Annotated in this window: 23 protein-coding genes and 1 tRNA gene; 17 read left to right on the top strand and 7 right to left on the bottom strand. The window is 65.9% G+C overall.

Annotated features, from left to right (window positions below):
* Window positions 1-5: 5 nt before the first annotated feature.
* The 12 genes from BO1_RS38695 (at window position 6) to BO1_RS38635 (ending at window position 13,945) form a co-directional block, all read left to right on the top strand.
* Window positions 6-308, top strand: coding sequence for a helix-turn-helix domain-containing protein (locus BO1_RS38695; RefSeq protein ID WP_043288421.1), 303 nt, complete (start codon window positions 6-8; stop codon window positions 306-308).
* Between the two features lie 67 nt (window positions 309-375).
* Entirely contained in the window at window positions 376-1,296 is a 921-nt protein-coding gene (locus BO1_RS38690) for a LysR family transcriptional regulator (protein ID WP_028222158.1), read from the top strand.
* Between the two features lie 238 nt (window positions 1,297-1,534).
* A complete protein-coding gene (locus tag BO1_RS38685) occupies window positions 1,535-2,629 on the top strand; it encodes an HlyD family secretion protein (RefSeq protein WP_028222157.1) in 1,095 nt (364 codons plus the stop codon).
* A gap of 143 nt (window positions 2,630-2,772) precedes the next feature.
* A complete protein-coding gene (locus tag BO1_RS54580; RefSeq protein ID WP_043288426.1) occupies window positions 2,773-4,305 on the top strand; it encodes a DHA2 family efflux MFS transporter permease subunit in 1,533 nt (510 codons plus the stop codon).
* 16 nt (window positions 4,306-4,321) lie between these two features.
* On the top strand, window positions 4,322-5,809 hold the full coding sequence (locus BO1_RS38675) for an efflux transporter outer membrane subunit (protein WP_043288419.1): 1,488 nt from the start codon (window positions 4,322-4,324) through the stop codon (window positions 5,807-5,809).
* Window positions 5,810-5,931: 122 nt separating this feature from the next.
* The gene (locus tag BO1_RS38670) at window positions 5,932-6,366 is read left to right on the top strand and encodes a MarR family winged helix-turn-helix transcriptional regulator (protein ID WP_028222155.1); all 435 of its coding nucleotides are present in this window, start codon (window positions 5,932-5,934) and stop codon (window positions 6,364-6,366) included.
* Between the two features lie 231 nt (window positions 6,367-6,597).
* Entirely contained in the window at window positions 6,598-7,956 is a 1,359-nt protein-coding gene (locus BO1_RS38665; RefSeq protein WP_028222154.1) for a TAXI family TRAP transporter solute-binding subunit, read from the top strand.
* Window positions 7,957-8,212: 256 nt separating this feature from the next.
* The gene (locus BO1_RS38660) at window positions 8,213-9,601 is read left to right on the top strand and encodes a DUF3300 domain-containing protein (RefSeq protein WP_028222153.1); all 1,389 of its coding nucleotides are present in this window, start codon (window positions 8,213-8,215) and stop codon (window positions 9,599-9,601) included.
* Window positions 9,602-9,621: 20 nt separating this feature from the next.
* Entirely contained in the window at window positions 9,622-10,593 is a 972-nt protein-coding gene (locus BO1_RS38655) for a DUF2950 domain-containing protein (protein WP_028222152.1), read from the top strand.
* Window positions 10,594-10,785: 192 nt separating this feature from the next.
* A complete protein-coding gene (locus tag BO1_RS38650; RefSeq protein WP_028222151.1) occupies window positions 10,786-11,373 on the top strand; it encodes a BPSL1445 family SYLF domain-containing lipoprotein in 588 nt (195 codons plus the stop codon).
* Between the two features lie 243 nt (window positions 11,374-11,616).
* The gene (locus BO1_RS38640; RefSeq protein WP_407670061.1) at window positions 11,617-12,897 is read left to right on the top strand and encodes a D-amino acid dehydrogenase; all 1,281 of its coding nucleotides are present in this window, start codon (window positions 11,617-11,619) and stop codon (window positions 12,895-12,897) included.
* Window positions 12,898-13,045: 148 nt separating this feature from the next.
* Window positions 13,046-13,945, top strand: a complete 900-nt coding sequence (locus BO1_RS38635; protein ID WP_043288417.1) for a glutamate/aspartate ABC transporter substrate-binding protein — start codon at window positions 13,046-13,048, stop codon at window positions 13,943-13,945.
* 153 nt (window positions 13,946-14,098) lie between these two features.
* Here BO1_RS38635 and BO1_RS38630 read toward each other — a convergent pair.
* The 6 genes from BO1_RS38630 to hcaE all read right to left on the bottom strand — a co-directional run bounded on the left by BO1_RS38630 (window position 14,099) and on the right by hcaE (window position 18,595).
* Window positions 14,099-14,175 (bottom strand) — tRNA-Val (locus BO1_RS38630).
* Between the two features lie 95 nt (window positions 14,176-14,270).
* A complete protein-coding gene (gene hcaD, locus BO1_RS54575) occupies window positions 14,271-15,509 on the bottom strand; it encodes a 3-phenylpropionate/cinnamic acid dioxygenase ferredoxin--NAD(+) reductase subunit (RefSeq protein WP_043288415.1) in 1,239 nt (412 codons plus the stop codon).
* Window positions 15,510-15,520: 11 nt separating this feature from the next.
* The gene (gene hcaB / locus BO1_RS38620; protein ID WP_043288413.1) at window positions 15,521-16,348 is read right to left on the bottom strand and encodes a 3-phenylpropionate-dihydrodiol/cinnamic acid-dihydrodiol dehydrogenase; all 828 of its coding nucleotides are present in this window, start codon (window positions 16,346-16,348) and stop codon (window positions 15,521-15,523) included.
* On the bottom strand, window positions 16,348-16,668 hold the full coding sequence (hcaC, locus tag BO1_RS38615; RefSeq protein WP_028222147.1) for a 3-phenylpropionate/cinnamic acid dioxygenase ferredoxin subunit: 321 nt from the start codon (window positions 16,666-16,668) through the stop codon (window positions 16,348-16,350). The genes hcaB and hcaC overlap by 1 nt, the downstream gene beginning before the upstream one ends.
* Before the next feature lie 2 nt (window positions 16,669-16,670).
* Window positions 16,671-17,234, bottom strand: coding sequence for a 3-phenylpropionate/cinnamic acid dioxygenase subunit beta (gene hcaF, locus BO1_RS38610; RefSeq protein ID WP_043288410.1), 564 nt, complete (start codon window positions 17,232-17,234; stop codon window positions 16,671-16,673).
* On the bottom strand, window positions 17,231-18,595 hold the full coding sequence (gene hcaE, locus BO1_RS38605) for a 3-phenylpropionate/cinnamic acid dioxygenase subunit alpha (RefSeq protein WP_043288408.1): 1,365 nt from the start codon (window positions 18,593-18,595) through the stop codon (window positions 17,231-17,233). The genes hcaF and hcaE overlap by 4 nt, the downstream gene beginning before the upstream one ends.
* 134 nt (window positions 18,596-18,729) lie before the next feature.
* On the opposite strand from hcaE, the gene hcaR reads away from it, so the two are divergent.
* Window positions 18,730-19,626 (top strand): DNA-binding transcriptional regulator HcaR, encoded by an 897-nt coding sequence (gene hcaR, locus BO1_RS38600; protein ID WP_028222144.1) that lies wholly within the window; start codon window positions 18,730-18,732, stop codon window positions 19,624-19,626.
* 30 nt (window positions 19,627-19,656) lie between these two features.
* Here hcaR and BO1_RS38595 read toward each other — a convergent pair whose 3' ends face one another.
* Complete coding sequence (locus BO1_RS38595) at window positions 19,657-20,469, bottom strand: DNA-binding transcriptional regulator (protein ID WP_028222143.1); 813 nt, start codon at window positions 20,467-20,469, stop codon at window positions 19,657-19,659.
* Window positions 20,470-20,661: 192 nt separating this feature from the next.
* Here BO1_RS38595 and BO1_RS38590 point away from each other — a divergent pair, with 192 nt between their 5' ends.
* From BO1_RS38590 to BO1_RS38575, 4 genes are all read left to right on the top strand, one after another.
* A complete protein-coding gene (locus BO1_RS38590) occupies window positions 20,662-22,515 on the top strand; it encodes a bifunctional 3-(3-hydroxy-phenyl)propionate/3-hydroxycinnamic acid hydroxylase (RefSeq protein WP_043288406.1) in 1,854 nt (617 codons plus the stop codon).
* 26 nt (window positions 22,516-22,541) lie between these two features.
* On the top strand, window positions 22,542-23,510 hold the full coding sequence (locus BO1_RS38585) for a 3-carboxyethylcatechol 2,3-dioxygenase (RefSeq protein WP_028222141.1): 969 nt from the start codon (window positions 22,542-22,544) through the stop codon (window positions 23,508-23,510).
* 23 nt (window positions 23,511-23,533) lie between these two features.
* Window positions 23,534-24,337 (top strand): 2-keto-4-pentenoate hydratase, encoded by an 804-nt coding sequence (mhpD, locus tag BO1_RS38580; RefSeq protein WP_028222140.1) that lies wholly within the window; start codon window positions 23,534-23,536, stop codon window positions 24,335-24,337.
* Between the two features lie 13 nt (window positions 24,338-24,350).
* On the top strand, window positions 24,351-25,205 hold an 855-nt coding region (locus BO1_RS38575; protein WP_028222139.1), incomplete at its 3' end, for an acetaldehyde dehydrogenase (acetylating).

Raw genomic sequence — 25,205 nt, 5'->3', positions numbered from 1 at the left:
CACAGATGAACAATGAAAACGACCGGCAAGACGGCGAGGAAAGCGGCGACGAAATCGATCCGGCGCTGGTGGCCATCCTCGAGCAACTCTGGCGCGCGCAATGCGAAACACCGGGGCGCGCATGGTCGCTCGCAAAGCTCTCGAAACAGGCCGGTGTGCCGATGAGCGGCCTGCGCCGCCATCTCACCGGCCTCGTGGACGGCGGCCTCGCGGTGACGACGCTCGCCGAGGACGGCACCGGCAGCGCAAGCCTTTCCGAGGACGGCCGCGCATTCTGCGCGGAGGTCTTCGGCGCGCCCGCGCCTTGACGCGGCCGGCTCCTGCCATCTTCACAGGCGGCTTCCAGCTACTGCACTGAATCTATTTCCATTCGACATGGACTATATCGACACCCTGCGGATCTTCCGTTCCGTGGTCGAGGCGCGCAGCTTCACGCGCGCCGCGGACATGCACGGGCTCGCCACGCCCGTCGTCTCGCGCGCGATCGCACGGCTCGAAAAGCGCCTTGGCAGCCGGCTCTTTCATCGCACCACGCGCGCGGTCTCGCTCACCGAAGCCGCCGAGCGCTTCTACGACGGCTGCTGCCGCGTGCTCGACGACCTCGACGCGCTGGAGGCCGGCGCGACCGAGCAGACGCGCGAGCCCAGCGGCGTGCTGCGTCTCGTCGCGCACACGACGGCGGCGGTGAACCGGCTCGTGCCGCTCATTGCCAGCTTCAAGCGCGCGTATCCCAAGGTGACGCTCGACGTGACGTTGACCGAGCGTCCCGTCGACCTGGTCGCGGACGGCTTCGACCTGGGGCTCGTGCTGCCGTTCATGCTCAACAACGACGGCACGGTCACCAAGTTGCTCGACCGCATCCCGCTCGCGCTCGCCACGACGCCCGCGTATCTCGCGGCAACCTCCACACCGCGCCATCCCGCCGATCTCGAATCGCACGTGTTCGTGCCCATGCCGCCTTCGCTGCGCAAGCCGTCGCTCACATTCCGCGCCGGCGACGAGGACGTGACCGTGCGCATGAGGTACGACATCGCCTCGAACAATCCCGACTTCAACTGCGCGATGGTGCTCGAAGGCTTCGGGATCGGCATCCTGCCGCTCCCGCTCGTGCAGCGCGAACTGGAGACGGGGCGGCTCGTCACGCTGCTCGAGGAGTTTCCCATCATCGACGCACAGATCGAGCTTCGCCTCGCCTACGCGTCGCGCACGCTGCTGCCCGCGAAGGTGCGCGCCTTCATTGACCACGCCACCGAGTTTTTTGGCGGCGCAACCCAGCTGGCGCAGAAAGGAAATTGAAGGCAAAGGGGCCCAGGCAGGGGCGATTATTGTCGCCGCGGTCATAATTTGATGCCGCGCGCGACGGTTGTTTCGGCGCCCCGCGTCGTCTAGTATGTGCATATGCACGTTTACGTGCGGTGCGTCCGCTGCTGCGCAGCGCGCGCCGTCTGAAGCTCCCCCGGTGTTCTTCGATGACCCGCTTCAATCGCACGGCGGCTTTTTCAACTTCGAAAGTGCATATGCACAGGTGATCGACATGTCGAGTCCTTCCACTCCCGCCGCGGTTGCGGCGCGGCGCGAGCGCGCGGGCCTGCCCTGGATGCCGCTCGCGCTCGGCGCGGTGGCGCTCGTGCTGGCGGTGGCGGGCGGCTACTGGTTTTTCGTGCTGCGCTTCATACAGACCACAGACGACGCGTACGTGGGCGGCAACGTCACGGTGATGGCGCCGCGCGTGAGCGGCTTCGTCGCCGAGATCCTCGTGCAGGACAACCAGCGCGTGCGCGCGAACCAGGTGCTCATGCGGCTCGACCCGCGCGACTATGACGCGAAGCTCGCCCAGGCCGACGCCGAGCTCGCGAGCGCGCGCGCCGCGGTGACGGAGCTCGAGGCGCAGCGCACGCTGCAGGCCGCGGTGATCGGCCAGCACCAGGCCGAAGTGCGCGCCTCGGACGCCGAGCTCACGCGCAGCGCGCAGGATCAGACACGCTATCGCGCGCTCGTGAAAGACGACGCGGTGTCGAACCAGCTGGTCGAGCGCGCCGATGCCGACTACGCGAAGGCGCAGGCGTCGGTCGCGCAGAGCGGCGCATCGGTGGTGGCCGCGCAGCGCCAGCTCGACGTGCTGGCCGCGCAGATCGCTGATGCGCAGGCGCGCGTGGCGACGGCCGAGGCGAACCGGCGCCTCGCCGCGCTCAACGTGGAATACACGACGATCCGCGCGCCGGTGGACGGCTACATCGGCAACCGCACGGCGCGCGTGGGCATGCTCGCGAACGTGGGCGCGCCGCTCTTCACGGTGGTGCCCGCCACCGACCTGTGGGTGGACGCGAACTTCAAGGAAGACCAGCTCAAGAAGATGCACGCGGGAGATCGCGCCGACGTCACGCTCGACGCCGCAAGCGGCACGCTGCATGGCACGGTGGAGAGCCTTGCGCCCGCCACGGGCGCGACCTTCAGCGTGCTGCCGCCCGAGAACGCGACGGGCAACTTCACGAAGATCGTGCAGCGCGTGCCGGTGCGCATTCGCGTGGAGGTGCCGCACGGCATGGAGGGCGTGCTGCGGCCCGGCCTCTCCGCCACGGTGACGGTGCACCTGCGCGATGGCGGGCAAACCGCTGCCGCCGTCGATTGACGCCGTGCATTGAAACAGGGTGGCACGCCATGAGCGATACGACTTCCGCCATAGATGTACGGCCTGTGCGGGCCGGGCACGAGCCGCACGAGGCGCGCGAGGCACACGCCGCGCACCGCACGCTTGCGCCGCACGAGCAGCCCATGGCGCAGCGCGCCTTTGCTTTCGCGCTGATGTGCATCGGCTTTTTCATGGCCACGCTCGACATCCAGATCGTCGCCTCCTCGTTGCGTGACATCGGCGGCGGGCTTTCCGCGAGCCAGGACGAGCTGTCCTGGGTGCAGACCGCCTACCTGATCGCCGAAATCATGGTGATCCCCATGTCCGGCTGGCTCTCGAAGGTGTTCTCCACGCGCTGGCTCTTCGTGGCCTCGGCAGTGGGCTTCACGGTGACGAGCATGCTGTGCGGCCTCGCCTGGGACATCGACTCGATGATCATGTTTCGGGCGCTGCAAGGCGCGCTGGGCGCGGCGATGATTCCCACCGTGTTCACTACGGCCTTCGTGCTCTTTCCGGGCAAGCAGCGGATCGTGGCCTCCACGACCATCGGCGCGCTCGCCTCGCTCGCGCCCACGCTCGGCCCCGTGATAGGCGGCTGGATCACCGACCAATGGTCGTGGCACTGGCTGTTCTATCTGAACCTCGTGCCCGGCATCGCCGTGGCCGCGCTCGTGCCGAAGTACGTGCATATCGACGAGCCCGATCTCGCGCTCATCAAGCGCGGCGACTATATCGGCATTGCGCTGATGTGCGCCTTTCTCGGCTGCCTCGAATACGTGCTCGAAGAAGGGCCGCGCAAGAACTGGTTCGGCGACGACGCCATCGTGGCCTGCGCGTGGATCTCGGCGATCTGCGGCTTTCTGTTCATCGTGCATGCGCTCACGGCGCAGGAGCCCATCGTCGATCTGCGCGCGCTCGCGGTGCGCAACTTCGGCATCGGCAGTGTGCTCTCGTTCGTCACGGGCATCGGCATCTTCGTGGCGGTGTTCCTCACGCCGCTCTTTCTCGCCGAGGTGCGTGGCTTCAGTTCGCTGCAGATCGGGCTTTCGCTGCTCTCGGTGGGCGTGTTCCAGATGCTCGCGCTAGGCGCCTACGCGTATGCCACGCGCTTCTTCAGCATGCGGGTGTTGATGCTGTTCGGCCTCGTTTGCTTCGGCCTTGGCTGCTATCTGTACGTGCCGCTCACGCACGACTGGGGCTGGCAGCAATTCCTGCTGCCCCAGGCGCTGCGCGGCGTGGGCCAGCAGTTCGCGATTCCGCCCATCGTCACCATGTCGCTCGGCTCGCTGCCGCCTTCGCGGCTGAAGTCGGCAAGCGGTCTCTTCAACCTGATGCGCAATCTGGGCGGCGCGATCGGCATTGCCGTGAGCGCGACCATGCTCAACGACAGGCTCAACTTCCACTATCTGCGCCTGAATGAGCGCGTCGTGCACGGCGCGCCGCAAGTCGAGAGCTTGCTAGCCGGAAGCACGGACCACTGGTCCGCCATTGCAGGCAACACGCTCGACGCGGCGCAAGCGGGCCTCTCGCAACTGCATGCGCTCGTGCTGCGCGAGGCGCTCGTGATGACGTTCTCCGATACGTTCTTCGCGCTTTCGCTGTGCTTCGTGGTCGCGATTGTCTGTATTGCGTTCTCGCAGCCTATCCACAGCGCACCGCCGCCCGATGCCCATTGAGTCCTTGAGGTTTCCTATGCAATCGCGAGACCATTCTCACTCGAAGCCGGCGCGCTTCGCACGTGCGGGGCTCGCGGCGCTCGCCGCGGCCGTGCTTGCCGCCTGCGCCGTGCAGCCCGCGCAGCACGCCGATCTGCCGGCCGCCGTGCAGGCGACGGCGCCCGCCGCCTGGCGCATCGACGCGCCGCAGGACGCCGTCGATGCGCGCGCGTGGTGGGCCCAGTTCGACGACCCGACACTCGATGCGCTGCTCTCGAGCGTGCTGAGCGGCAATCTCGACTTGCAGGCCGCGGCCGAGCGCGTGAAGCAGGCGCAATCGATCACGACGCAGAAGCACGCCGTGCTGCTGCCGCAACTGGACTTCACGGCGCAAGGCGCCTACGAGCGGCAGAACACGCCGCCGCCGCTCGGCTACGTGAAAGAGGCGGGCGCCGGCGTGGCGCTGAGCTGGGCACCGGACGTGTTCGGCGGCGAGCGTCTGGACCTGCTCGCGGCGCAGGCGAACCTGGTGGGCCAGCAACATGCGCTCGACGCGGTGCGGCTCGCGCTGGCGGCGGATACCGCATCGGCCTACGTGGATCTGCGCTGGGCGCAAGCCGAGCTGAAGATTCTGCAGGACAACGTATCGATCAGGCAGCGCACGTTGCAGTTGACTCAAGACCGCTTGAAGTACGGCCTGTCGACCCAGCTCGACGTCACGCGTGCGCAAACGCAGTTGAGCGAATTGCAGGCGCGCATTCCGCGCGCGCAGGCGAGCATCGACCATCAACTGAACCTCATCGCGGTGTACACGGGGCGCACGCCCGAGTCGGTCGCGCAGCTCGCGCTGGCGGCCGCTGCACCCATTCCCGCGGCGCCCGCGGGCGTGCCGCAATGGCTGCCCTCGGAGGCCCTGCTGCGCCGCCCCGACGTGCAGGCCGCGTATGCGACCGTGCAGCAGCGTGCGGCCGAAGTGGGCGTCGCGCGCGCGGAGCGCTATCCGAAGTTCTCGCTCAATCTCACGGACGGCGTGCTCGCATCGTCGTACCTGGGCCTGCCTACGCTCACCGATAACCTCTTCAGCGCGGCGCTCAGCGCGACGAGCCCGATCTTCAACGCGGGCCGCATCACCGCCGATATCGAGCAGAGCGAGAGCCGCATGCGCGAGTCGCAACTGAACTTGCAGCAGACGATGTTGCAGGCCTTGCGCGAGGTGGAAGACAGCCGCAGCGACCTCGTGAGCACCGCGGTTGAGACGCAGCAGTTGCGCAACGCGGTGACGTCTTCCGAGCAGGCGCTCAAGCTCGCGAACCAGCTCTACAAGGGTGGCGCGGCCGACTTTCTCGACGTGCTGAGCGCGCAACAGACCTGGCTTGTCGACGCCGACCTGCTCAACAACGCGCAGCGCGAGCGCGCGCTTGCGGCGGTGGCGCTCTACCGGTCGCTCGGCGGCGGCTGGAGCGAAAGCGGCGACGTGGTCGCGGGCGGCGCGGGCACGCCTGCTTCGCGCGCCGCGGCGTCGTGACGCTTTGCAGCGGCGGCGGCCAGGGTATCGCGCTTGCGCTCGAGAAAGTATGATGGCCCTGCACGTGCGTGTGCAGGGCGAGCACGGCGCATGACGAACGAAGCGAACCAGGGTGGGGAGCGATGGCCAAGCGAGTGACACGTGAGGAATGCAACTGTTTTGCGCTGCGGCAGGCGGCGCGCTTCGTCACACAGCTCTATGAGCGACATCTTTCGCAGGTGGGCTTGACGGCCGCGCAATTCACGATTCTTTCGCGTCTTGCCAGCCATCCGGACGCCACCGCGGCCGATCTCTCGGACGACCTCGTGATGGACCGCACGACGCTCGTGCGTGCGCTCAAGCCCTTGCAGCGCGATGGCCTCGTGCTCGCGTTCGCGGCCGAGCACGACACGCGCACGCTCGTCTACCGTCTTTCGGCAAGCGGCGCGCGCCGCTACGAGAAGGCGCATGCGCTGTGGCTCGACGCGCAGGCCGAATTCGAGCAGTACATGAAGCGCGACCGCGCGAGGGCGCTGCGCGCCGAGCTCTTCGCGCTCACCGGCGCGGCGGCGCACTGATGCCGCGATGAGTCGCGCATAGAGCGCTTACGTTGCTTTCAGGGGGGCCGCCGAGGTGCGGGCCGCGTAGGGGTGGCCGCCTGGTTGAGGGCCGCCTGGATGGGCCGCCGTCGAGCCGGCAACGCGGCGCGATTGCGCATACGCACACTCTCGCAAACACCAGCGTTCCGATCCGGCGCGAAAATGGCATGATGAGGTTTCCTGAGTTCGACGCATGGCCGCCGGGTTCTCATGAAACGACATCGACAGCCTTTGCCGCATTTCATGCGCGACCCCTCGCACCCAGCGTGGCGCGATCTCGCGCTCACGTCGCTGCCGATCGCGCTGTTCTGCATCGCGGTCGTCGCGATCTTCGTGTGGCTCGTCGACCCGGCGCCGCCGCGCAGCATCACCATTAGCGCGGGGCCGCGCGACAGCTCGTTCATGCAGATGGCCGAGGCCTACCGCAAGATCCTCGCGCGCAATGGCGTGAAGCTCAAGATCCTGGAGTCGGACGGCTCGGTCCAGAACCTGCAGCGCCTGCTCGATCCCAAGGCGAAGGTCGATCTCGCGTTCGTGCAGGGCGGCGTGGCCGACGGACTCGACACGCGCTCGCTCGTCTCGCTCGGCAGCGTCGCGTATCTGCCCATCGTGGTGTTCTATCGCGGCTCGGGGCTCACGCAGCTTTCCGCGCTCGACGGCAAGCGCATCGCCATCGGCCGCGTGGGCAGCGGCACACGCGAGCTCTCGCTCAAGCTGCTCGACGCCAACGGCATGGAGCCGGGCGGCGACTCCACCTTCCTGCCGCTCGACGGCATGGAGGCCGCCACGGCGCTGGTCTCGAACCGCGTGGACGTTGCCATGCTGAGCGGCGACTCCACCACGCGCGAGCTCATGCAGCGGCTGCTCGGCATTCCCGGCATCTCGGTGATGAGCTTCGACGAGCAGGCCGCCTATACGCGGCTCTTTCCCTATCTCGAGAGCATCGACTTGCCGCCCGGCGTGCTCGACCTGAGCCGCCACGTGCCGCCGCAGACCGTGCATATGATCGGCCCGACCGTGGAGATCGTCGCGCGCAACACGCTGCATCCGGCGGTGTCCGACCTCATCATCGAGGCGGCCGGCGAGGTGAACGGCGTACCCGGACTGCTGCAGCGCGCGGGCGAATTCCCGAGTCCCGTCGCGCACGATTTCCGCATCAGCGAAGACGCCACGCGCTACTACAAGTCGGGCAAGAGCTTTCTCTACCGCACGCTGCCGTTCTGGCTCGCGAGCGTGACCGACCGCCTGCTCGTGCTGCTGCTGCCGCTTGCCGTGCTGGTCTTTCCGTCGCTGCGCGCGATTCCCGCGCTGTATCGCTGGCGCGTGCGCTCACGCATCTATCGCTATTACGGCGCGCTCATCGCCATCGAGCGCGATGCGCTCAAGCATTCGAGCGAGGAAGAGCGGCGCGCGCTGGTCGCGGAACTCGACGAGATCGAGAGCGCACTCAATACGCTGCGGATGCCGCTCGCCTATGCCGATGCCTTTTATGTGCTGCGCGAACACGTGGGCTTTGTGCGTATGCACCTGTCGCCGGGACGCAAGCAGCCCGAAGGCGCAGAGCATTGAATGAAAAGCGGAATTACATGCGGTGCGGATTGTTTCGAATTCGGGTTTGTTCAATGCAATTGACGCGTTTTTATAAACGGGCAAATTTTAGCGAAATCGCTGTTGACACCTTGAGTCATACCCCTTTATTTTTGCCGCAGTACGTTGCTTGACGTCGCATCACATCGCGGTGCCGCTGTTCGAATCTCAGTCCGTACCGCAGGCAGGTCTCCTTCGGGAACCTGAATGACCCATCCGCAACGAGGAGGAACGATTCGTGAAATCGTCCGGTGTACGCCAGCGCGCTGCCTGGCTCATGTGCGCCGCGCTCGCGGCCGCACCGCTTTTCATCGGCCCGACCGGGCCCACCGCCGCCATTGCCCAGAACGCGGCCCATCTTTCCAACCAGCAACTCGATGCGCTCACCGCGCCCATCGCGCTCTATCCTGACGCGCTGCTCGCGCAGGTGCTCATGGCGGCCACGTTCCCGCAGGACGTGATGGCGGCCGCAGAGTGGTCGAAAGCCAATCCGAATCTGAAAGGCGACGATGCCGTGAAGGCCGTCGCTTCGCAGCCGTGGGACCCGAGCGTCCAGTCGCTCGTGGCCTTCCCGCAGGTGCTTGCCACCATGTCCACCAAGCCCGACTGGGTCTCGCAGATCGGCAACGCGTTCCTCGCCCAGCCCAACGACGTCATGGACTCCGTGCAGCGCCTGCGCGCGCAGGCTCAGAAGGCAGGCAACCTCAAGACCAACGAACAGCAAAAAGTCGTGGTGCAGCCGGCAACGGGCACCTCCACCACGCAAACGATCGTGATCGAGCCCGCCAACCCGCAAGTGGTGTACGTGCCTACGTATAACCCGACCGTGGTGTACGGCGCGTGGCCGTATCCGGCCTATCCGCCCGTTTACATGCCGCCGCCTCCGGGCTATGCGCTCGCCACGGGCTTCGTGAGCGGGCTCGCGTTCGGCGCGGGCATCGCGGTGGCGAACTCGTTGTGGGGCGGCTTCGGCTGGGGTAACCACGACGTCAACATCAACGTGAACCGCTACAACAACATCAACGTCAACAACCGCATCAGCTCGAATACCGGCACGGCGAACTGGAATCGCAACGCCAATGTCGAGCGCCGCAACCAGAACTTCAACGGCCAACGCGCCAACAATGCGAATCTGAACGGCGAGCGCAATCAGTTCCGCGGCTACGACCAGTCGCGTCAGCAGGCCGCGCAGACTTTGCAGAATCGCACCGGGCAGAACATGGGCGGCAACGCCCAGCAGCGCTACCAGGGCATCCAGCAGGGCGGCAGGCCCAACGCGAACGGCGCGCAGAACGCCAATCGCGGCAACGAGCTGAACAACCGCGCGCAAAACGGCAACCGTGGCAATGAACTCAACAATCGCACGCAGGGCGCCAATCGGCCGAACGATCTCGGCAACCGCTCGCAAAGCGCGAATCGCGACAACGCGCTGCGTGGCGCCGGCGACGGCAACGCGGCGCGCGCCGACGCGCAGCGCGGTCAGCAGAGCCGTACCGCGTTCCAGCAGCGCCAGGGCGGCGGTGGCTTCAACGGTGCGGGTGGCGGCGGACGTTCGTTCGGCGGTGGTGGCGGCGGTGGCCGGCTGGGTGGTGGCGGTGGTGGCGAACGCCACTTCGGTCGTCGTTGAATCTCTATAGGAGTCTTGCGATGATCCGCAAACACGCACGCCGTCTGTCGCAACGCGCATCGCGCAGCGCGCGGCCTGCCGGGTTCGCCCGGCTCACTTCAGTATTGGCGTTCTCGCTGTTCGCCGCGCCTGCGCTGCTCGCCATGCCCGGCGCGGGCGTGGCCTCGGCGCAGGCGGTCTACGCCACGCCCGAAGCCGCGGCCGACGCATTCACCAATGCGCTTGCCACCAACGACCACGATGCGATGAAGCACGTGCTCGGCAACGACTTCCAGCACTTCATCCCCACCAGGGACATCGGCCAGGAAGACATTTACGACTTCCTCGGCGCATGGGCGAAGGGCCATCAGATCGTGGCCGACGAAACGCCCGTGGCGGGCAAGGCGAGCGCCCACCTGGCCGTGGGCGACAGTGGCTGGACGCTGCCCATCCCGATCGTGCAGAACGCCAGCGGCTGGCGCTTCGATCCGCGCGAGGGCGCAAGCGAAGTGCTCACGCGGCGCATCGGCCGCAACGAGCGCGCGGCCATGCTCAGCTCGCTCGCCTATGTCGACGCGCAGAACGACTACCGCAAGCTGATGCAGCACTACGCACAGCGCATCGTGAGCACGCCCGGCACGCACGACGGCCTATACTGGCCGGTCGAGCCCGGTGAGGCCGAGAGCCCGCTCGGCCCGCTTGCCGAAACCATGCCGCACAACGCAAAAGTCACGCCGCAGGAGGGGTATCACGGCTACCACTTCCGCATCCTCACCGCGCAGGGGGCACATGCGGACGGCGGCGCGCGCAGCTACATGGAGAACGGCCAGCTGGCCAACGGCTTCGCGCTCGTGGCATGGCCGGCGCAGTATGGCAAGACGGGCGTGATGAGCTTCATCGTCAATCAGGACGGCAAGCTCTACCAGAAGAATCTCGGGCCCAACGGCGCGCGCACCGCCGCCGCGCTCAAGAGCTTCGATCCCGATTCGTCCTGGCAGGCCACCACGCCTTGAGCCGGATGGGCACGTGAGCATGTCGCCGGCCGATGCAGGCAGATGGGCCTGCATCGGCCGGTTTCGCTTCGACGCTATTGCAACATTTGAGCACCTGAGCGTCGGTATGCCATAAATCGGGTGCAATCGCATGCCCGGGCACACGCCTTGCGGCACCCCTCCACACACCCTCTATTGTGTGGAGACAACGACATGCAACGACGCAACTTCATGCTTTCGGCGGCCGTCGCGCTTGCCTCCGGCGGTCTGGCGCTCGCGGGCTGTACCACTACGCCAGGCAACACTTCGAACGCGGCGACCGATATGTCAAAGCGCCAGTCGATCGACGCAAGCGTCGACAATGCCTTGGCGAAGCTCTATTCGACCGTGCAAGGCTCGCGTGAGCTCGTCGCGAAGTCGCGCGGCGTGCTGGTGTTCCCTTCGGTGCTGCAGGCCGGCTTCATCGTCGGCGCCCAGTACGGCGAGGGCGCGCTGCGCGTGGGCGGCGCCACGACGGGCTACTACAGCACGGCATCGGGCTCGTTGGGCCTGCAAGCGGGCGCTCAGTCGAAGGCCATCATCTTCTGCTTCATGACCCAGGACGCGCTAACCAAATTCCGCAGCACGGATGGCTGGGCCGCGGGCGCCGACGCCTCGGTCGCGCTCGTGACGGTGGGCGCGAACGGCGCCGTCGACACCAACACGGCCACCCATCCGGTCGAAGTGTTCGTCCTGACCAACGCGGGCCTCATGGCCGACGTCTCGCTTGCGGGCACCAAGGTCACGCGGCTGAATATCTAGGGCGCCTCGCCATGGCCGGCGCGCTCGCGCCGGGCCATGGGAAAAAGGCAAGGCGCAAGGCCTTGCCTGTCTGCCGTTGTGCGCAGAAATTCGCCCAACACCGCGTAATTGGCGTACGTCGTTTGTGGCATCCCGCACCCGCGAGGCGCTTTCCTTAACCTGAGGTTATACCCCTAGCTCAATTCGCAATTGAGTTTGTGATTTTGTCTCGCGAAACTGGTGTCATGGGCCGCCGGGGCGGCCATAGAACACGAAAACCAACGAGAACAGCGGGATATGCGAATTTGTGTGCTGGGCGGCGGCGTGATCGGTGTGACGACCGCGTATTTTCTTGCCCGCGATGGACATCAGGTAACGCTGGTCGAGCGCCACGCGGACGTGGCACAGGAGACCAGCCACGCCAATGGCGGCCAGCTGAGCTATAGCTACGTGGCGCCGCTCGCGGATCCTTCGGTGCTGCCGAAGCTGCCCCAATGGCTGTTCTCGCGCGAGGCGGCACTGCGTTTCGTGCCGCGTCTGGACCCGCGCCAATGGCGCTGGTGCGTCGCGTTTCTGCGCGCCTGCACGCGCGCGCGCAGCCGCGCAACCACGGCGGAGCTGCTCGGTCTCGGCTTTTTGAGCCAGCGCCTCATGCACGAACTCGTCGAGCGCGAGGCGCTCGCGTTCGACTACGTGCGCAACGGCAAACTCGTGGTGTATCGCGACCGCGAGGCCTTCGAGGGCGCGCGCAGCCAAGCCGGCTATCAGGCGCAGTTCGGCTGCGAGCAGCACGCGCTCGATGGCGCGGCGTGCGTCGCGCTCGAGCCTGCGCTCGCACACATCGGCGGCGAGCTGGCGGGCGGCATTCACACGCCGGGTGAAGAAGCCGGCGATTGCGACCGCTTTACGCGCGGTCTTGCGCGCGCGGCGCAGCGCGACGGCGTGGATTTGCGTCTCGCCACCGAATTATCTGGACTCCGTACGAAAGGACAAAGTGTGCAGGCGGCCGTGACGTCGGCAGGCGAAATCGAAGCGGATGCGTTCGTGGTGTGCCTGGGCTTTCAGAGCCAGCCCATGCTGGCTTCGCTCGGCGTGAGCGTGCCCATGTATCCGCTCAAGGGATACAGTCTCACGCTGCCCAATGCGAGCACGCAGGGCGCGCCGCGCGTCTCGGTCACGGATGCGCATCACAAGGTGGTCTACGCGCCGCTTGGCGAGCGGCTGCGCATTGCGGGCATGGTCGATCTCACGGGTATGAGCGCGCATGCGGACAACGAGCGCATTGCGTTGCTCACGCGCCAGGCGCGCGAGACGTTTCCCGAGGCCGGCGACTTTGGTGCGATCCAGACGTGGACCGGCATGCGCCCGGCCACCCCGGACAGCAAGCCGCTGATCGGCGCGACGCATTTCCGCAATCTGTGGATGAATACGGGGCACGGCGCGCTAGGCTTCACGCTGGCGTGCGGGAGCGCGCAACTGATGGCCGATCTGCTCACCGGGCGCGAGCTGGCGCTCGACGGCGGTCCGTTCGCGCCCGGTCGCTGAACCACGGCGAGCAGCAGGCATCAGGCAACACGCATACGGCATCACGCATCAGATCCAGGCATCAACGGGGCATCAAAACGGGGCACCACGAACCGCGCATTCACTGCGAGGCAACATCTTCACTTTGACGAGTTGGGAGAAGAGCACGATGAACAAAACGAAACTGATCGCGGCGATGGCGCTGGCATTCACGGTGCTCTCGGGCATCGCGCACGCGGACGAGCTCACGGGCACGCTCAAGAAGGTTCACGACAGCGGCGTGATCGTGCTCGGCACGCGCGAGTCGTCGATTCCGTTCTCTTACTACGACCAGAACCAGAACGTGATTGGCTATTCGCAGGAGATCGCGCTGAAGATCGTCGATGCGGTCAAGCAGAAGACCAATACGCCGAACCTGAAGGTGAAGACGATTCCGATCACCTCGCAAAACCGCATTCCGCTCGTGCAGAACGGCACCATCGACATCGAATGCGGCTCCACCACGAATACGTTCGAGCGCCAGAATCAGGCCGCGTTCTCGAACAGCATCTTCCTCTACGGCATTCGCTTCATTACGCGCAAGGACTCCGGCGTGAAGGACTTCCCCGACCTCGCGGGCAAGACTGTCGTGACCACGGCGGGCACGTCGGACGAGCGCCTGTTGCGCAAGATGAATGAAGAGAAGCATATGAACATGACGATCATCAGCGCGAAAGACCACGCCGAATCGTTCCTCAACGTGACGACGGGGCGCGCCGTGGCGTTCGTCATGGACGAGCCGCTGCTCTACGGCGAGCGCGCGAAGACGAAGAACCCGCAGGATTATGTCGTCGTGGGCACGCCGCCTGTTTCGGAGAACTACGCGTGCATGCTGCGGCGCGACGATCCGCAATTCAAGGCGCTCGTGGACGAGACGGTCGCGAAGATGCAGACCTCGGGCGAAATGGCGAAGCTCTACACGAAGTGGTTCACGCAGCCGATCCCGCCCAACGGCATGAATCTCGACTATCCGCTTTCGCAGCAGATGAAGGAACTGTTCGCGCATCCGAACGACAAGGCGCTCGATTGATGCGGGTTCACGGCTGATTGGCAAGTGCAGGCGTGTTCGACGCGCCTGCACTTTTTGAAAGAGCCAAAAGAAAATGACGCAGTCCCGTGAGGGAGTGCGTCATTGTCATTGCGTGGTGCTGAACTGCGTGCGCACGCGCTACTGCATATTCGTTGGTAGGCTCGATTGGATTCGAACCAACGACCCCCACCATGTCAAGGTGGTGCTCTAACCAACTGAGCTACGAGCCTGTTGAGAGCGCGAATTATAGAGAGACTCGCGCGGGCTTGCAAGCGCTTTTCGCAAATTGTTGAAAAGGCGCTTCTCGCCGACCTGACGAGCGGGTTCAGGATGCGGCGCGGGCCAGATCACGCAGGGAGTGCGCCGGATCGGCGAGCACATCGCGCGCGATCCGGGCGCGCCTCGCGATCAGCGCTTTCGCGTTGCGCATCTCGCGGCCCAGGTTCACGGTGATGGCGCCCACCAGTACGCCATCGGCGTCGAGACCGAACAATACGCACGGCGGCGCCGAGAGCGAACCGCGGCCGATCCATTCGGCGGCGCGCATGTCGCCCGCGAATTGCACGTTCAGGCCGCACTGATCGGTCCAGAACCAGGGCGCGTCCAGCGCTTCGGGCGCGATGCCCAGCATCGCGCGCGCGGCTGTCACAGCCTGATGCTTCGCGTTCTCCCATGTTTCCTGGCGGGCGATGCCTGCATTTGCAACGCTGCGCTGGCCGGCGGCATCGCCCGCCGCATAAATGCGCGGATGCGATGTGCGGCATTGTGCGTCGATCACGATGCCGTTCTCGACCTCGAGGCCAGCCATGCTTGCGAGCGCCGTTTCGGGTTCCACACCGATACCATAGATCACGGCATTGCCTGCGAGGCGCGTGCCATCTTCGAGCGTGAGCACGATTTCGTCGTGCTCGCGTGCGGCCGATGCGAGCGGCACGCCCAGATGCAGCGCAACGCCGCGTGCGCGATGCGTCTCGCAGAGATGGTGGCTCAGCACGGCCGGAGCGCAGCGCGCCATCGCGAGCGGCGCCTGCTCGATCACACTGACCTGTGCGCCGAGATCGATCGCGCTAGAGGCGAGTTCGAGGCCGATCACGCCCGCACCCACCAGCAGCACGCGCTTGCCTGGCTGAAGGGCCGTGCGCAGGCGCCGCGCGTCGTCGAGCGTGCGCAAGGTGTGGACGTCCAAGCCCAGCCCGCCCAGCGCATCGAGCATCGGCAGGCGGCGTGCGCGTGCACCGGTGGCAAGGAGCAAGTGATCGAAGGCGATCGAGGCGCCGTCTTGCAGCGTGATGGTTTGTGCGTCGGCGTCGAGCGCGACGGCCGGCATGCCGAGCCTGAGCTCGATGGCGTGCTGCGCGTAGAAGTCGTCCGCGTAGATCGCGCAGCGTGCGCTCTCCGGCTGCAGCAGCACGTCTTTCGACAGCGGTGGCCGCTCGTAGGGCGCGTGCGTTTCGTCGCCAATCAACACGACGCGGCCCGCGTAGCCCTGCTGGCGCAGTTCCGCAGCGGCGATCGCGCCCGCTTGTCCCGCGCCCACGATCGCAATGGTCGAGGCATTCGTCATTGGCGTGTCCATCAGAGATGCAGGCCGCCCGCGGCGTGGCGGATGCCACGAATCCCAAGCCCGGCGTCCGCATTGATCATCACGCCACTGAGCACCCGGTTGTTCGCACGCGAGGCGAGCATCACGTAGGGGCCGGTGAAGTCGGCGGGCTGCGGAAAGAACTGCAGCGGCAGAATGCCGGCGATGGCTGCGGGCGTGCGCGAGTCCATGATGCGCAGGTCCTGCTGGCCGAGCGAAACGGGGCCGCGCAGATCGCTTGCCATGCCGCACGGGCCCACGCCGTTGACGCGGATTTTTGGTGCGAGCTCGTAGGCGAGCTGGCGGATGATGCCCACGGCGGCATGCTTGCTCGCCGTGTAGAGCGGTCCGCCGCCGCCCGGATAGAGCGCCGAATTCGAGAGCGTGAAGATCATGCTGCCCTCGCTCGCGATGAGCGCGTGCGAGGCGGCCTTCGCACCGAGCAGATAGCCCTTCACGTTGATCGAGAAGAGTTCTTGAAAGCCGCTTTCGAGTTGTTCCGGCGAGAGGTCGACGAGGCTCGACGCGTGATCCCAGATCGCCGCGTTGCCGATGAAGACGTCGAGCTTGCCGAACGTGTCGACGGCGGCTTGCACGGCGCGTTCGTTGTCGGCATAGGCCGTGACGTCGCCTTGCACGGCGACGAGCGTGTGCGCGTCGAAGCGCTCGCGCAGCACCGCGACCTTCTGCGCCGAGCGTTCGAGCACGGCCACGCGTGCGCCTTCTTCGACGAAACGCTCGACGAGCGCGAGGCCGAGGCCCGAGCCGCCGCCCGTGATCAATGCCACTTCATTGTCGAGCCAGCCCTTGGACGGAGTCATCACGCGGCCTCCGGCACGTCAATGTAAATAGCACCGTCGACCAATGCGACCGGGAAGGTCTTGAGCGCCTCGGTGGCGGGCTGGCACAGCGCCGTGCCGGTCTTCAGGCAAAAGCGCGCGGCGTGCAGCGGGCATTCCACCGTGCCGTCGTCCTCGATATACCCTTCGGACATCGAAGCGTTGCCGTGCGTGCAGCGGTCGTTCAGCGCGTAGAGCTCGCCGTTCACCTTGAAAACGGCGATGGCGGCGGTCGGAGCATCGACCTTGATGGCTTCGCCATCGGACAATGCGTCGTCCTGGCAGACAAAGATATGGGCCATGATCAGAAAAGCACACTCAGGTTATGGGAGGACAGCACCGCCTGATCGAGCGTGATCTCGCGGCGGCAGATTTGCCAGCCGTGCGCGCAGCCGGCGTCGGCCATGCGGCGCACACGGTCGATGCGGCGGCCCACATAAATGGTTTCATCGCGCTCTTTCTGCGCGCGATAGAGCAGATAGTTCACGTGCGCCTCGTATTCGACGGGTGATCCGGAGGGGCGCACGCGCAAGTTCGTCACGAGGTGGCGCGTGCGCGAGGGCGGCTCCTCGGCCCACGCCATGCCCGTTTCCAGACGCGCCACGCGGCGTTCGAGCTGAAAGTGCGTGTCGTTGAAAATCCACGTGGTGGGCGGCTGCACACCGCGCCGCCGATCGCGCGTCTGCGCATTGACGGTCGTGCGCATGGTGTAGTGAATGTCCTGCGCCATCAATTCGAGCCAGTCGCGAAAGCGCCATTCGTCGAGCAGCGCGGCTTCGTGAAAGAGGAATTGCTCGATCTCGTGATGGAGGGCGTGCGGCACGCAGGCCGGTGCAGGCGCCGTTTGCATCTCGGCGATTTCGCTCATTTGAGCACCTCCGCTTCGTACTGCGCCGTGCGCGCGTTCACTTCGTCCCACGACCCGGACATCAAAAGATCGGCCCACCGCTGGTACATGCCACGCGCGGCCGTCTCCGAGAAGATGTAATTGGTCATGCCAGGAATGCCGTCCTCTCGAACGCGCTCGCCCCCAAGACCCATCTCCAGGCATAGCTTCGTCTTGCGCGCGCGGTTGCCGCGCAGCACCTTTTGCACTTCCGCCCAGTTCTCCGAGTCGTCCTGTTCGAGGAAACCGGCTGGGCCGAAGGCGCGCGTCGCACTGCGCTCGAAGGCGGCTTTCACGTCGTCCGATGCCGCCTTGTCGGCGATGCAGAAGGCCCACACTTCGACCTGATTCGGCCCGCGCGGATGCCACACGCGTAGCGTCGCCGTTCCGTTGAGCCAGGACAGCGTCGGGAACATGTTGTTGTGGCCTGCAAGCCGCATCGCGCGCACCTTGCCGAGGCGCGCTTCGGCTTCGGCGTAGGTGTCGCGGAAGTACTGCGAAACTTCGCCGTCCACCCATACGTTCGCGTCGGGCTGCTCGGTGAAGAAGAAGCCGCTGCCGTGGCCCGCCTGCCCGTACTGCAACGCGTCTTTCGCGGTTTCCCATACGGGGCGCGCGGTCTGGCCCGCGCCCAGCGCGCCGCTTTGGCTTCCCTCTGCGCTGGGTTTCGCGCCCAGCACTTCCACTGCGGATGCGTGTGTGAACAAGGCGTGATACTGGTCGCTCGCGAACTGCTCGGCGGGGAATTTCCAGTTGCAGTCGATGACCCATTTGTGCACGCCGCCGACAATCTCGGTGCCGCCCTCGCGGCGGTCGAGCACACCGTCGAGATACCACGCAATATCGCCCATATAGGTTTCGAGCTCGGGCGCGCTCGCGTCCCAGTTGCCGAACACGAGCCCCTTATAGACGGCCACGCGCGTGACTTCCTGCAAGCCCCATTTCTCCTTGCACAGGCCCTGCGGGTAGGCGCGCGGTTCGAGCGGCACGTCGATCAACGCGCCATCCACGCCATACGACCAGCCGTGATAGGGGCAGGTGAACGCGCGGGTGTTGCCGCAATCGGCGAAGCTCACGCGCATCGAGCGATGGCGGCATTGATTGAGAAACGCCTTGATCGAGCCGTCTTTCTGGCGCACCACCACCACGGGATCTTCGCCCATGTAGGTATTGAAAAAGTCGCCGGCTTTCGGTATTTGACTGACGTGAGCAAGGAACAGCCAGCAGCGGCCGAAAATGCGCTCGAGTTCGAGCGCATAGATGTCGGGGTCGGTATAGATCGACGACGTGACGCGGCCGTTGCGCGCGTCGACGAGTGCATCGATGTCGATGGTTGCGGACATGCGGGTCTCCTCCGTGGCAGCATTGCCTTTTTTGCGGGAATGCAGACGGATCTTCGTCGTTCGCTTTATCGTTGTGAAATATTTTGTTTGTAGTCGGTTAGACTTTTGAACGATAACCCGACGACGCTTTCAGCATGGAACTGAGACACCTGCGCTATTTCATTGCCGTTGCCGACGAGCTGAGCTTCACGCGCGCGGCCGAGCGCCTGCACACGGCGCAGCCCTCCTTGAGCCAGCAGATCCGCAATCTCGAAGACGAAGTGGGGACGCCACTGTTCGAGCGCACGCGCCGCAAGGTCGAGCTGACCGAGGCGGGCAAGGTCTTTCTCGCCGAAGCGCGGCTCGTGGTGGCACAAGCCGATCGTGCGGTGACGCGCGCGCGTCAGGTGGGGCAGGGCCGCGCCACGGTCACAATCGGCTTCGTGCCCGCCGCCGAGATTCGGGTTTTCCCGGCAATCCTGCCGCGCCTGCGCCTGCGCTTTCCCGAAGTGAACGTGGAGCTGCGCAGTCTGCCGACCGCCGATCAGGAAGAGGCGCTGCTGCGCGGCGAGATCGACGTGGCCTTCATGCGGCGGCCCGTGCAGAGCAGTGCTCTGGCGAGCGAAGTGGTGCTGACCGAGCCGCTCGTGGTGGTGCTGCCGAGTGCGCATCCGCTCGCGCAGCACGAGCGCATTGAACCGCGCATGCTGGGTGGCGAGCCGTTCATCAGCACGCATCCGCAGTTTTCGGGGCAGGTGTACGACGTGGCCGATGCGTGGTTCGCCGCGCACGCGGTCGAACGCAACGTCGCGCAGGTGGCCACCAATATTCTGCTGAATCTGAATCTCGTGGGCATGGGGCTTGGCTATGCGCTGCTGCCTGCGTATGTCGAATCGCTCACGAGCGCCGCGATTTGCACGCGGCCGCTGGCGGGCGAGCCGCCGCGTATCGATCTGCTGATGGTGACGCGCAGGGAGCCGCATGGCGCGGAGCTCGAAGCGCTATTCGAGCTCGTGCGCGCGAATGTACGTGATGGTCTGCAAGCGTCGTGACGTAGCGCGTATTCCCGTGCGACTGACCGTTTAGTCTTTGGTGGCGCCCGCGCCGTCTTCCTGCGCTTCCAGCGCCTTCTCCATCTCCTGTGCCGCGCGCTGCAATTCGGGCACGAAGCGGCGCACCGCCTCCGCGGGCTGGATCGCCTGTTCCAGGTAGATGACGTTGAGGCTCGCGATCACGCGCTCATGCGAGCAGATGGCCACCGCGAGCGCGCCGATCTTGCGCTGGTCCGCCCAGTCGCCGTGATTCGAGCCGAATCCATCGGCACGCGTTTGCCGCACGAGATTGCGAATGAACGCCGGGTCCGAGGCGAGCTTCTGTTGCTGCTCGCCGCCCGCACCCGCGCGCAGCAAATCCAGTATGTCCTCGCGTTCCGCCTCCGGGCAGGCGGCAAAGTAGGCGCGGCCCGCCGCCGTGAGCAGCATCGGCAGGCGGCGACCCACCATTGCGCGGTGAAACGAGAGCGGGCTGAAACGGTGCGTGGTCTCGCGGATGATCATTGCGTCGCCGTCGGGCGTCGTGAGGTCCGATGGCCAGACGATCCGTTGCAGCAGTTGGCCCATGATCGGCGGCGCGACGGTCGCGATGCTTTCGTCATCGGTGAAGCCTTCGCTCAACGCGCGCACGTCGATCGTGAGGCGGAAACTGTCGTCCGATGCGCTGCGGCGCACGAAATTCTCCTCTACCAGCGTCTCCAGCAAACGCCGCACCGTCGTGCGATGCAGGCCCGTGGCCTCGCTCAATTGCTGGCTCGTCGCTCGCCCGTTCTCCATCGCGTTGAGCGCCCGGAGCACCTCCAGACCGCGCGCCAGGCCCCGCACGTTTGCATACTTGGTCATGAAAAATCGCTTTTAAATCAACCCTGTGCATTCTATGCACATTTCTCGAAAAATGTTGAGAGGGCTCCGGCGCGCCCCTAGACTCGCTTGCATTCACCCGTTGGCGACACCGCTTCCAACCCGGTGATCCGATTTCAGGCACCCCCTGTCAGCATCCGCAGCGGCCGATGAGTCGCGCGGGAAGGAGACACCATGCACACCACTCCCATAGCGGCGGACCCCGTCCGCTCCGGTCCGCGTTCGACCGACGTCGCCATCATCGGCGCGGGCCCCGTGGGCCTCATGATCGCCAACATTCTCGGCCTGCAGGGCGTGCGCGTCACGCTCATCGAAAAGCTCGACCAGATTATCGACTATCCGCGCGCAATTGGTTTGGATGACGAAGCATTGCGCGTGTTCCAGGCGGTCGGCCTTGCCGACGCGCTGCTGCCGCACACCACGCCCGATCACTGGATGCGCTTCGTCACGAAGGACGGCCACTGCTTCGCGTCGATCGAGCCGCGCACCGACGAGTTCGGCTGGCCGCGCCGCAATGCGTTCATCCAGCCGCTCGCCGACCGCGTGCTCTATGACGGCCTCGCGCGCTTCGAGCATGTGGAGGTGCTGCTCGGCCATAGCGTCAACGCGTTCGTGCAGGATGCGCAGGGCGTGTCGATCGACGTGAGCGACGCAAGCGGTGTGCGCCGCACGATCCGCGCAGCCTGGATGGTGGGCGCGGACGGTGGCAACAGCCTCGTGCGCCGCGCCCTGAACGTGCCTTTCGAAGGCCGCACGAAGCCCAACCAGTGGATCGTGGTGGACGTGCGCAACGATCCGATCGGCTCGCCGCACATCTACATGCACTGCGATCACGAGCGGCCCTATGTGTCCGCGGCGCTGCCGCATGGCATTCGCCGCTTCGAATTCATGGTGATGCCGGGCGAGACCGAAGAGGAACTCTCGAAGCCCGAGAACATGGCCGCGCTGATCCGCAAAGTGGTTGCGGACCCGGAGAAGGTCGACTACATCCGCAAGCGTGTCTATACACACAACGCACGTCTGGCGGAGACGTTTCGCGTGGACCGCGTGCTGCTCGCGGGCGACGCGGCGCACATCATGCCGGTGTGGCAGGGCCAGGGCTACAACAGCGGCATTCGCGACGCGAACAACCTCGGCTGGAAGCTCGCGATGGTCGCGAAGGGCCAGGCCGACGGTCGATTGCTCGATACCTACACGGTGGAGCGCCGCGCCCATGCGCGCTCGATGATCCATCTCTCTGAGGTGGCCGGCGATATCTTCGCGCCGACCACGCGCTTCGGTGCGCGCTTTCGCGACCGTTTCGTGCGCTCGATGAACCTGTTTCCCGCGGTGAAACGCTACTTCGTGGAAATGCGCTTCAAGCCGATGCCGCGTTACGAAGCGGGCGTGGTGCTGCTGCCGCCGTCGCAATCGACGGGCGGCTGGCTCGCGCGCGGGCTCGAACGCTCGGGCAATTCCGCACCGGGCCGCATGCTGGGCCTGATGAGCCAGAAGCGCGATTCGCTGCTCGGCCGTCTCGCGTATGGCCGCGATCCGCATGCGGCGTCGCCGGTGGGGCGCATGTTCATTCAGCCGCGCGTGCGCATGGAAGACGGCCGCGTCGTGCGGCTCGACGATGCGATCGGCAACGGCTTCGCCGTGCTGGCCTGGGGCGCGGACCCGACGTTCGGCCTGACGCCGGAGGCGCGTGCGCTGTGGGAGCGGCTTGGGGCGCGCTTCGTGTTCGCGAAGCCCGACGTCCAGCTCGATTACGCCGACGACGTGCCCGAGGGCGTGCTAGCCCTCGGCGACGTGCAGGGCCGGCTCAAAGACTGGTTTAGCCGCCTGCCGGAGTCGGTCGTGCTGCTGCGCCCGGACCGTTTCGTGGCGGGCGTGTGCACGCCCCAGCAAGTCTCGGACGCGATCGTCGAGCTTGCGGGCAAGCTCGGTGTGACCGGCGTGGCCGCGCGCGAGCCGGGCGCCGTTGCAGTCCCGCACAACCGTCCCTCGCGCGGCAACGTTGCCGTTGCGCGGGCAGCAGAAGCATGAGCAGCATCATCAGGAAGAGCACGCATATGCCCATTCATCTGGAATGTCTTTCGCACACGCCGCTGCACGGCTACTTCGATCCGCCGCCGGACGTGGTGGCCGAAGTCGAGCGCGCGGGCCGTGCCGCACGCGAGCGCGTCGAGGCCTTCGAGCCTGACCTGATCGTTGTGTTCGCACCCGATCACTTCAACGGCTTCTTCTACGACGTGATGCCGCCGTTCTGCATCGGCGCGAAGGCGCAGGCGATCGGCGATTTCAAGAGCATGGCCGGCACGCTGCCCGTGCCCGGAGATTTGGCGCATGCGCTCGCGGAGAACGTGCTCGCAGCCGACATCGACGTGGCCCTTTCGTACCGCATGCAAGTCGATCACGGTTGTGCGCAGGCGCTCGAAGTGCTCACGGGCGGCCTCGATCGTTATCCGGTGATTCCGGTGTTCATCAATTCGGTTGCGCCGCCCATGGCCACGCTGCGCCGCGCGCGTCTGCTAGGCGACGCGATCGGCCGCTTCTTCTCGCGCACGAACCGGCGCGTGCTCATGGTGGGCTCGGGCGGCATTTCGCACGAGCCGCCCGTGCCCGAGCTCATTGGCGCGACGCCCGAAGTGGCCGAGCGCCTGATCGCGGGCCGCAATCCCACGCCCGAGTCGCGCGCCGCGCGCCAGGCGCGCACCGTGGCGGCCGCGCAGGCCTTCACGAACGGCGACAGCCCGCTGCATCCGCTCAATCCCGAGTGGGATCGCGCGTTTCTCGAGCGCCTGGCTTCGGGCGAGCTCACTGAAGTGGACGGCATGACCAACGCGGCCATCACGCGCGACGGCGGCAAGTCGGCGCATGAGATTCGCACGTGGGTTGCTGCATTCGGCGCGCTGGCGGCTTATGGCCCGTACCGTGCGTCGCTTGATTACTACCGCGCGATTCCCGAGTGGATCGCCGGCTTCGCCACCATGCACGCCACACCCGCGCAAGCCGCCGATGCGCTTGCGTTGGTGGCCTGACTGAACCTGTCTGGGAGAACGGTATGACCGATCCGAAACTCGTCGCGGCGCTCGCCGCGCGGCTGCGCGAAGCCGAAGCATCGCGTGAAACGATCGAGCCCGTGCGTGGCGAGATCGTGAAGGGCGGCGTTCCGCTGGACGACATGGCAACCGCCTACGCCGTGCAGCAAGCCAACGTCGATCTGCGCGTGGCGAACGGCGAGCGCATCGTGGGCCGCAAGATCGGCCTCACGTCGCTCGCGGTGCAGAAGCAACTGGGCGTTGATCAGCCCGACTTCGGCGCCCTGTTCGCTTCGATGGCGTATGGCGACGGCGAACCGATTCCGCTTTCGCAACTTATTCAGCCGAAAGTCGAGGCGGAAATCGCACTTGTGCTCGAACGCGATCTCACGCGGGAGAAACACACGTTCGTCGACATCCTGAACGCCACTGCATATGCACTCGCGGCCATCGAAGTGGTGGATAGCCGCATCCAGAACTGGGACATCCGCTTCGTCGATACGGTGGCCGACAACGCGTCGAGCGCGCGTTTCGTGGTGGGCAGCCGTCCCGTGCCGCTTTCCCAGCTCGACCTGAGCGCCTGCGCGATGGAACTTTCGCGCGATGGCGACGTGCTTTCGCGCGGCAACGGCGCCGCGTGTCTCGGCAATCCGCTGAACGCGGCCGTCTGGCTCGCCGATCGCATGGTGCAGCTCGGCACGCCGCTGCGTGCCGGAGACGTCGTGCTCACGGGTGCGCTCGGGCCCATGGTGGCCGTGAAGGAACCCGGCACCTACACCGCGCTGATCGAAGGCCTCGGCACCGTTCGCGCGACCTTTACCGCCTGATTGAGGAACTCAAATGGCTTCGGAAAAACTCAAGGCCGCGATCATCGGCTCTGGCAACATCGGCACGGATCTGATGATCAAGATCCTGCGTCATGGCCAGCATCTGGAGATGGCGGCGATGGTCGGCATCGACCCGGCATCGGACGGCCTCGCGCGCGCCGCGCGTCTGGGCGTGGCCACCACGCATGAAGGCGCGGAAGGCCTCACGCGCCTGCCCGTGTTCGACGACATCGACTTCGTGTTCGACGCGACCTCGGCCGGCGCGCACGTGAAGAACGACGCGCTGCTGCGCAAGCTCAAGCCATCGATTCGCATGATCGACCTCACGCCCGCCGCGATCGGCCCGTATTGCGTGCCCGTGGTGAATCTCGATTCGCATATCGATGCGCCCAACGTGAACATGGTCACGTGCGGCGGCCAGGCGACCATCCCCATCGTTGCCGCGGTGTCACGCGTGGCGAAGGTGCATTACGCGGAGATCGTCGCGTCCATCAGCAGCAAGTCGGCGGGACCGGGCACGCGCGCGAACATCGACGAGTTCACCGAGACCACCTCGAAGGCGATTGAAGTGGTAGGTGGTGCGGCAAAAGGCAAGGCGATCATCGTGCTCAATCCCGCTGAGCCGCCGGTGATGATGCGCGACACCGTCTATACGCTTTCCGATCTCGAGGACCGCGCGAAGATCGAGCAGTCGATCGAGGAGACCGTCGCGAAAGTGCATGCGTACGTGCCGGGCTACCGCCTCAAGCAGAAGGTGCAGTTCGATGAAATTCCCGCCAGCGCGCCGCTCAATATTCCGGGCCTCGGCAAGTTCAGCGGCCTGAAGACCTCGGTGTTCCTCGAAGTGGAAGGCGCCGCGCACTATCTG

This window comes from Paraburkholderia oxyphila NBRC 105797, assembly GCF_000685075.1.
Classification (GTDB): domain Bacteria; phylum Pseudomonadota; class Gammaproteobacteria; order Burkholderiales; family Burkholderiaceae; genus Paraburkholderia; species Paraburkholderia oxyphila.
Note: the sequence above shows the minus strand (reverse complement) of the source record. Positions and strands in the feature narration are given on the sequence as shown.

Excerpts from the sequence above, each read along its gene's own strand:
- BO1_RS38685 (WP_028222157.1), top strand. The coding sequence starts at position 1,535 with ATGTCGAGTCCTTCCACTCCCGCCGCGGTTGCGGCGCGGCGCGAGCGC.
- BO1_RS38695 (WP_043288421.1), top strand. The coding sequence starts at position 6 with ATGAACAATGAAAACGACCGGCAAGACGGCGAGGAAAGCGGCGACGAA.
- BO1_RS38595 (WP_028222143.1), bottom strand. The coding sequence starts at position 20,469 with ATGACCAAGTATGCAAACGTGCGGGGCCTGGCGCGCGGTCTGGAGGTG.
- hcaB (WP_043288413.1), bottom strand. The coding sequence starts at position 16,348 with ATGACTCCGTCCAAGGGCTGGCTCGACAATGAAGTGGCATTGATCACG.
- BO1_RS38590 (WP_043288406.1), top strand. The coding sequence starts at position 20,662 with ATGCACACCACTCCCATAGCGGCGGACCCCGTCCGCTCCGGTCCGCGT.
- BO1_RS38655 (WP_028222152.1), top strand. The coding sequence starts at position 9,622 with ATGATCCGCAAACACGCACGCCGTCTGTCGCAACGCGCATCGCGCAGC.
- BO1_RS38690 (WP_028222158.1), top strand. The coding sequence starts at position 376 with ATGGACTATATCGACACCCTGCGGATCTTCCGTTCCGTGGTCGAGGCG.
- BO1_RS38670 (WP_028222155.1), top strand. The coding sequence starts at position 5,932 with ATGGCCAAGCGAGTGACACGTGAGGAATGCAACTGTTTTGCGCTGCGG.
- BO1_RS38635 (WP_043288417.1), top strand. The coding sequence starts at position 13,046 with ATGAACAAAACGAAACTGATCGCGGCGATGGCGCTGGCATTCACGGTG.
- hcaF (WP_043288410.1), bottom strand. The coding sequence starts at position 17,234 with ATGAGCGAAATCGCCGAGATGCAAACGGCGCCTGCACCGGCCTGCGTG.
- mhpD (WP_028222140.1), top strand. The coding sequence starts at position 23,534 with ATGACCGATCCGAAACTCGTCGCGGCGCTCGCCGCGCGGCTGCGCGAA.
- hcaD (WP_043288415.1), bottom strand. The coding sequence starts at position 15,509 with ATGACGAATGCCTCGACCATTGCGATCGTGGGCGCGGGACAAGCGGGC.
- BO1_RS54580 (WP_043288426.1), top strand. The coding sequence starts at position 2,773 with ATGGCGCAGCGCGCCTTTGCTTTCGCGCTGATGTGCATCGGCTTTTTC.
- BO1_RS38585 (WP_028222141.1), top strand. The coding sequence starts at position 22,542 with ATGCCCATTCATCTGGAATGTCTTTCGCACACGCCGCTGCACGGCTAC.
- hcaR (WP_028222144.1), top strand. The coding sequence starts at position 18,730 with ATGGAACTGAGACACCTGCGCTATTTCATTGCCGTTGCCGACGAGCTG.
- BO1_RS38665 (WP_028222154.1), top strand. The coding sequence starts at position 6,598 with ATGAAACGACATCGACAGCCTTTGCCGCATTTCATGCGCGACCCCTCG.
- hcaC (WP_028222147.1), bottom strand. The coding sequence starts at position 16,668 with ATGGCCCATATCTTTGTCTGCCAGGACGACGCATTGTCCGATGGCGAA.
- BO1_RS38650 (WP_028222151.1), top strand. The coding sequence starts at position 10,786 with ATGCAACGACGCAACTTCATGCTTTCGGCGGCCGTCGCGCTTGCCTCC.
- BO1_RS38675 (WP_043288419.1), top strand. The coding sequence starts at position 4,322 with ATGCAATCGCGAGACCATTCTCACTCGAAGCCGGCGCGCTTCGCACGT.
- hcaE (WP_043288408.1), bottom strand. The coding sequence starts at position 18,595 with ATGTCCGCAACCATCGACATCGATGCACTCGTCGACGCGCGCAACGGC.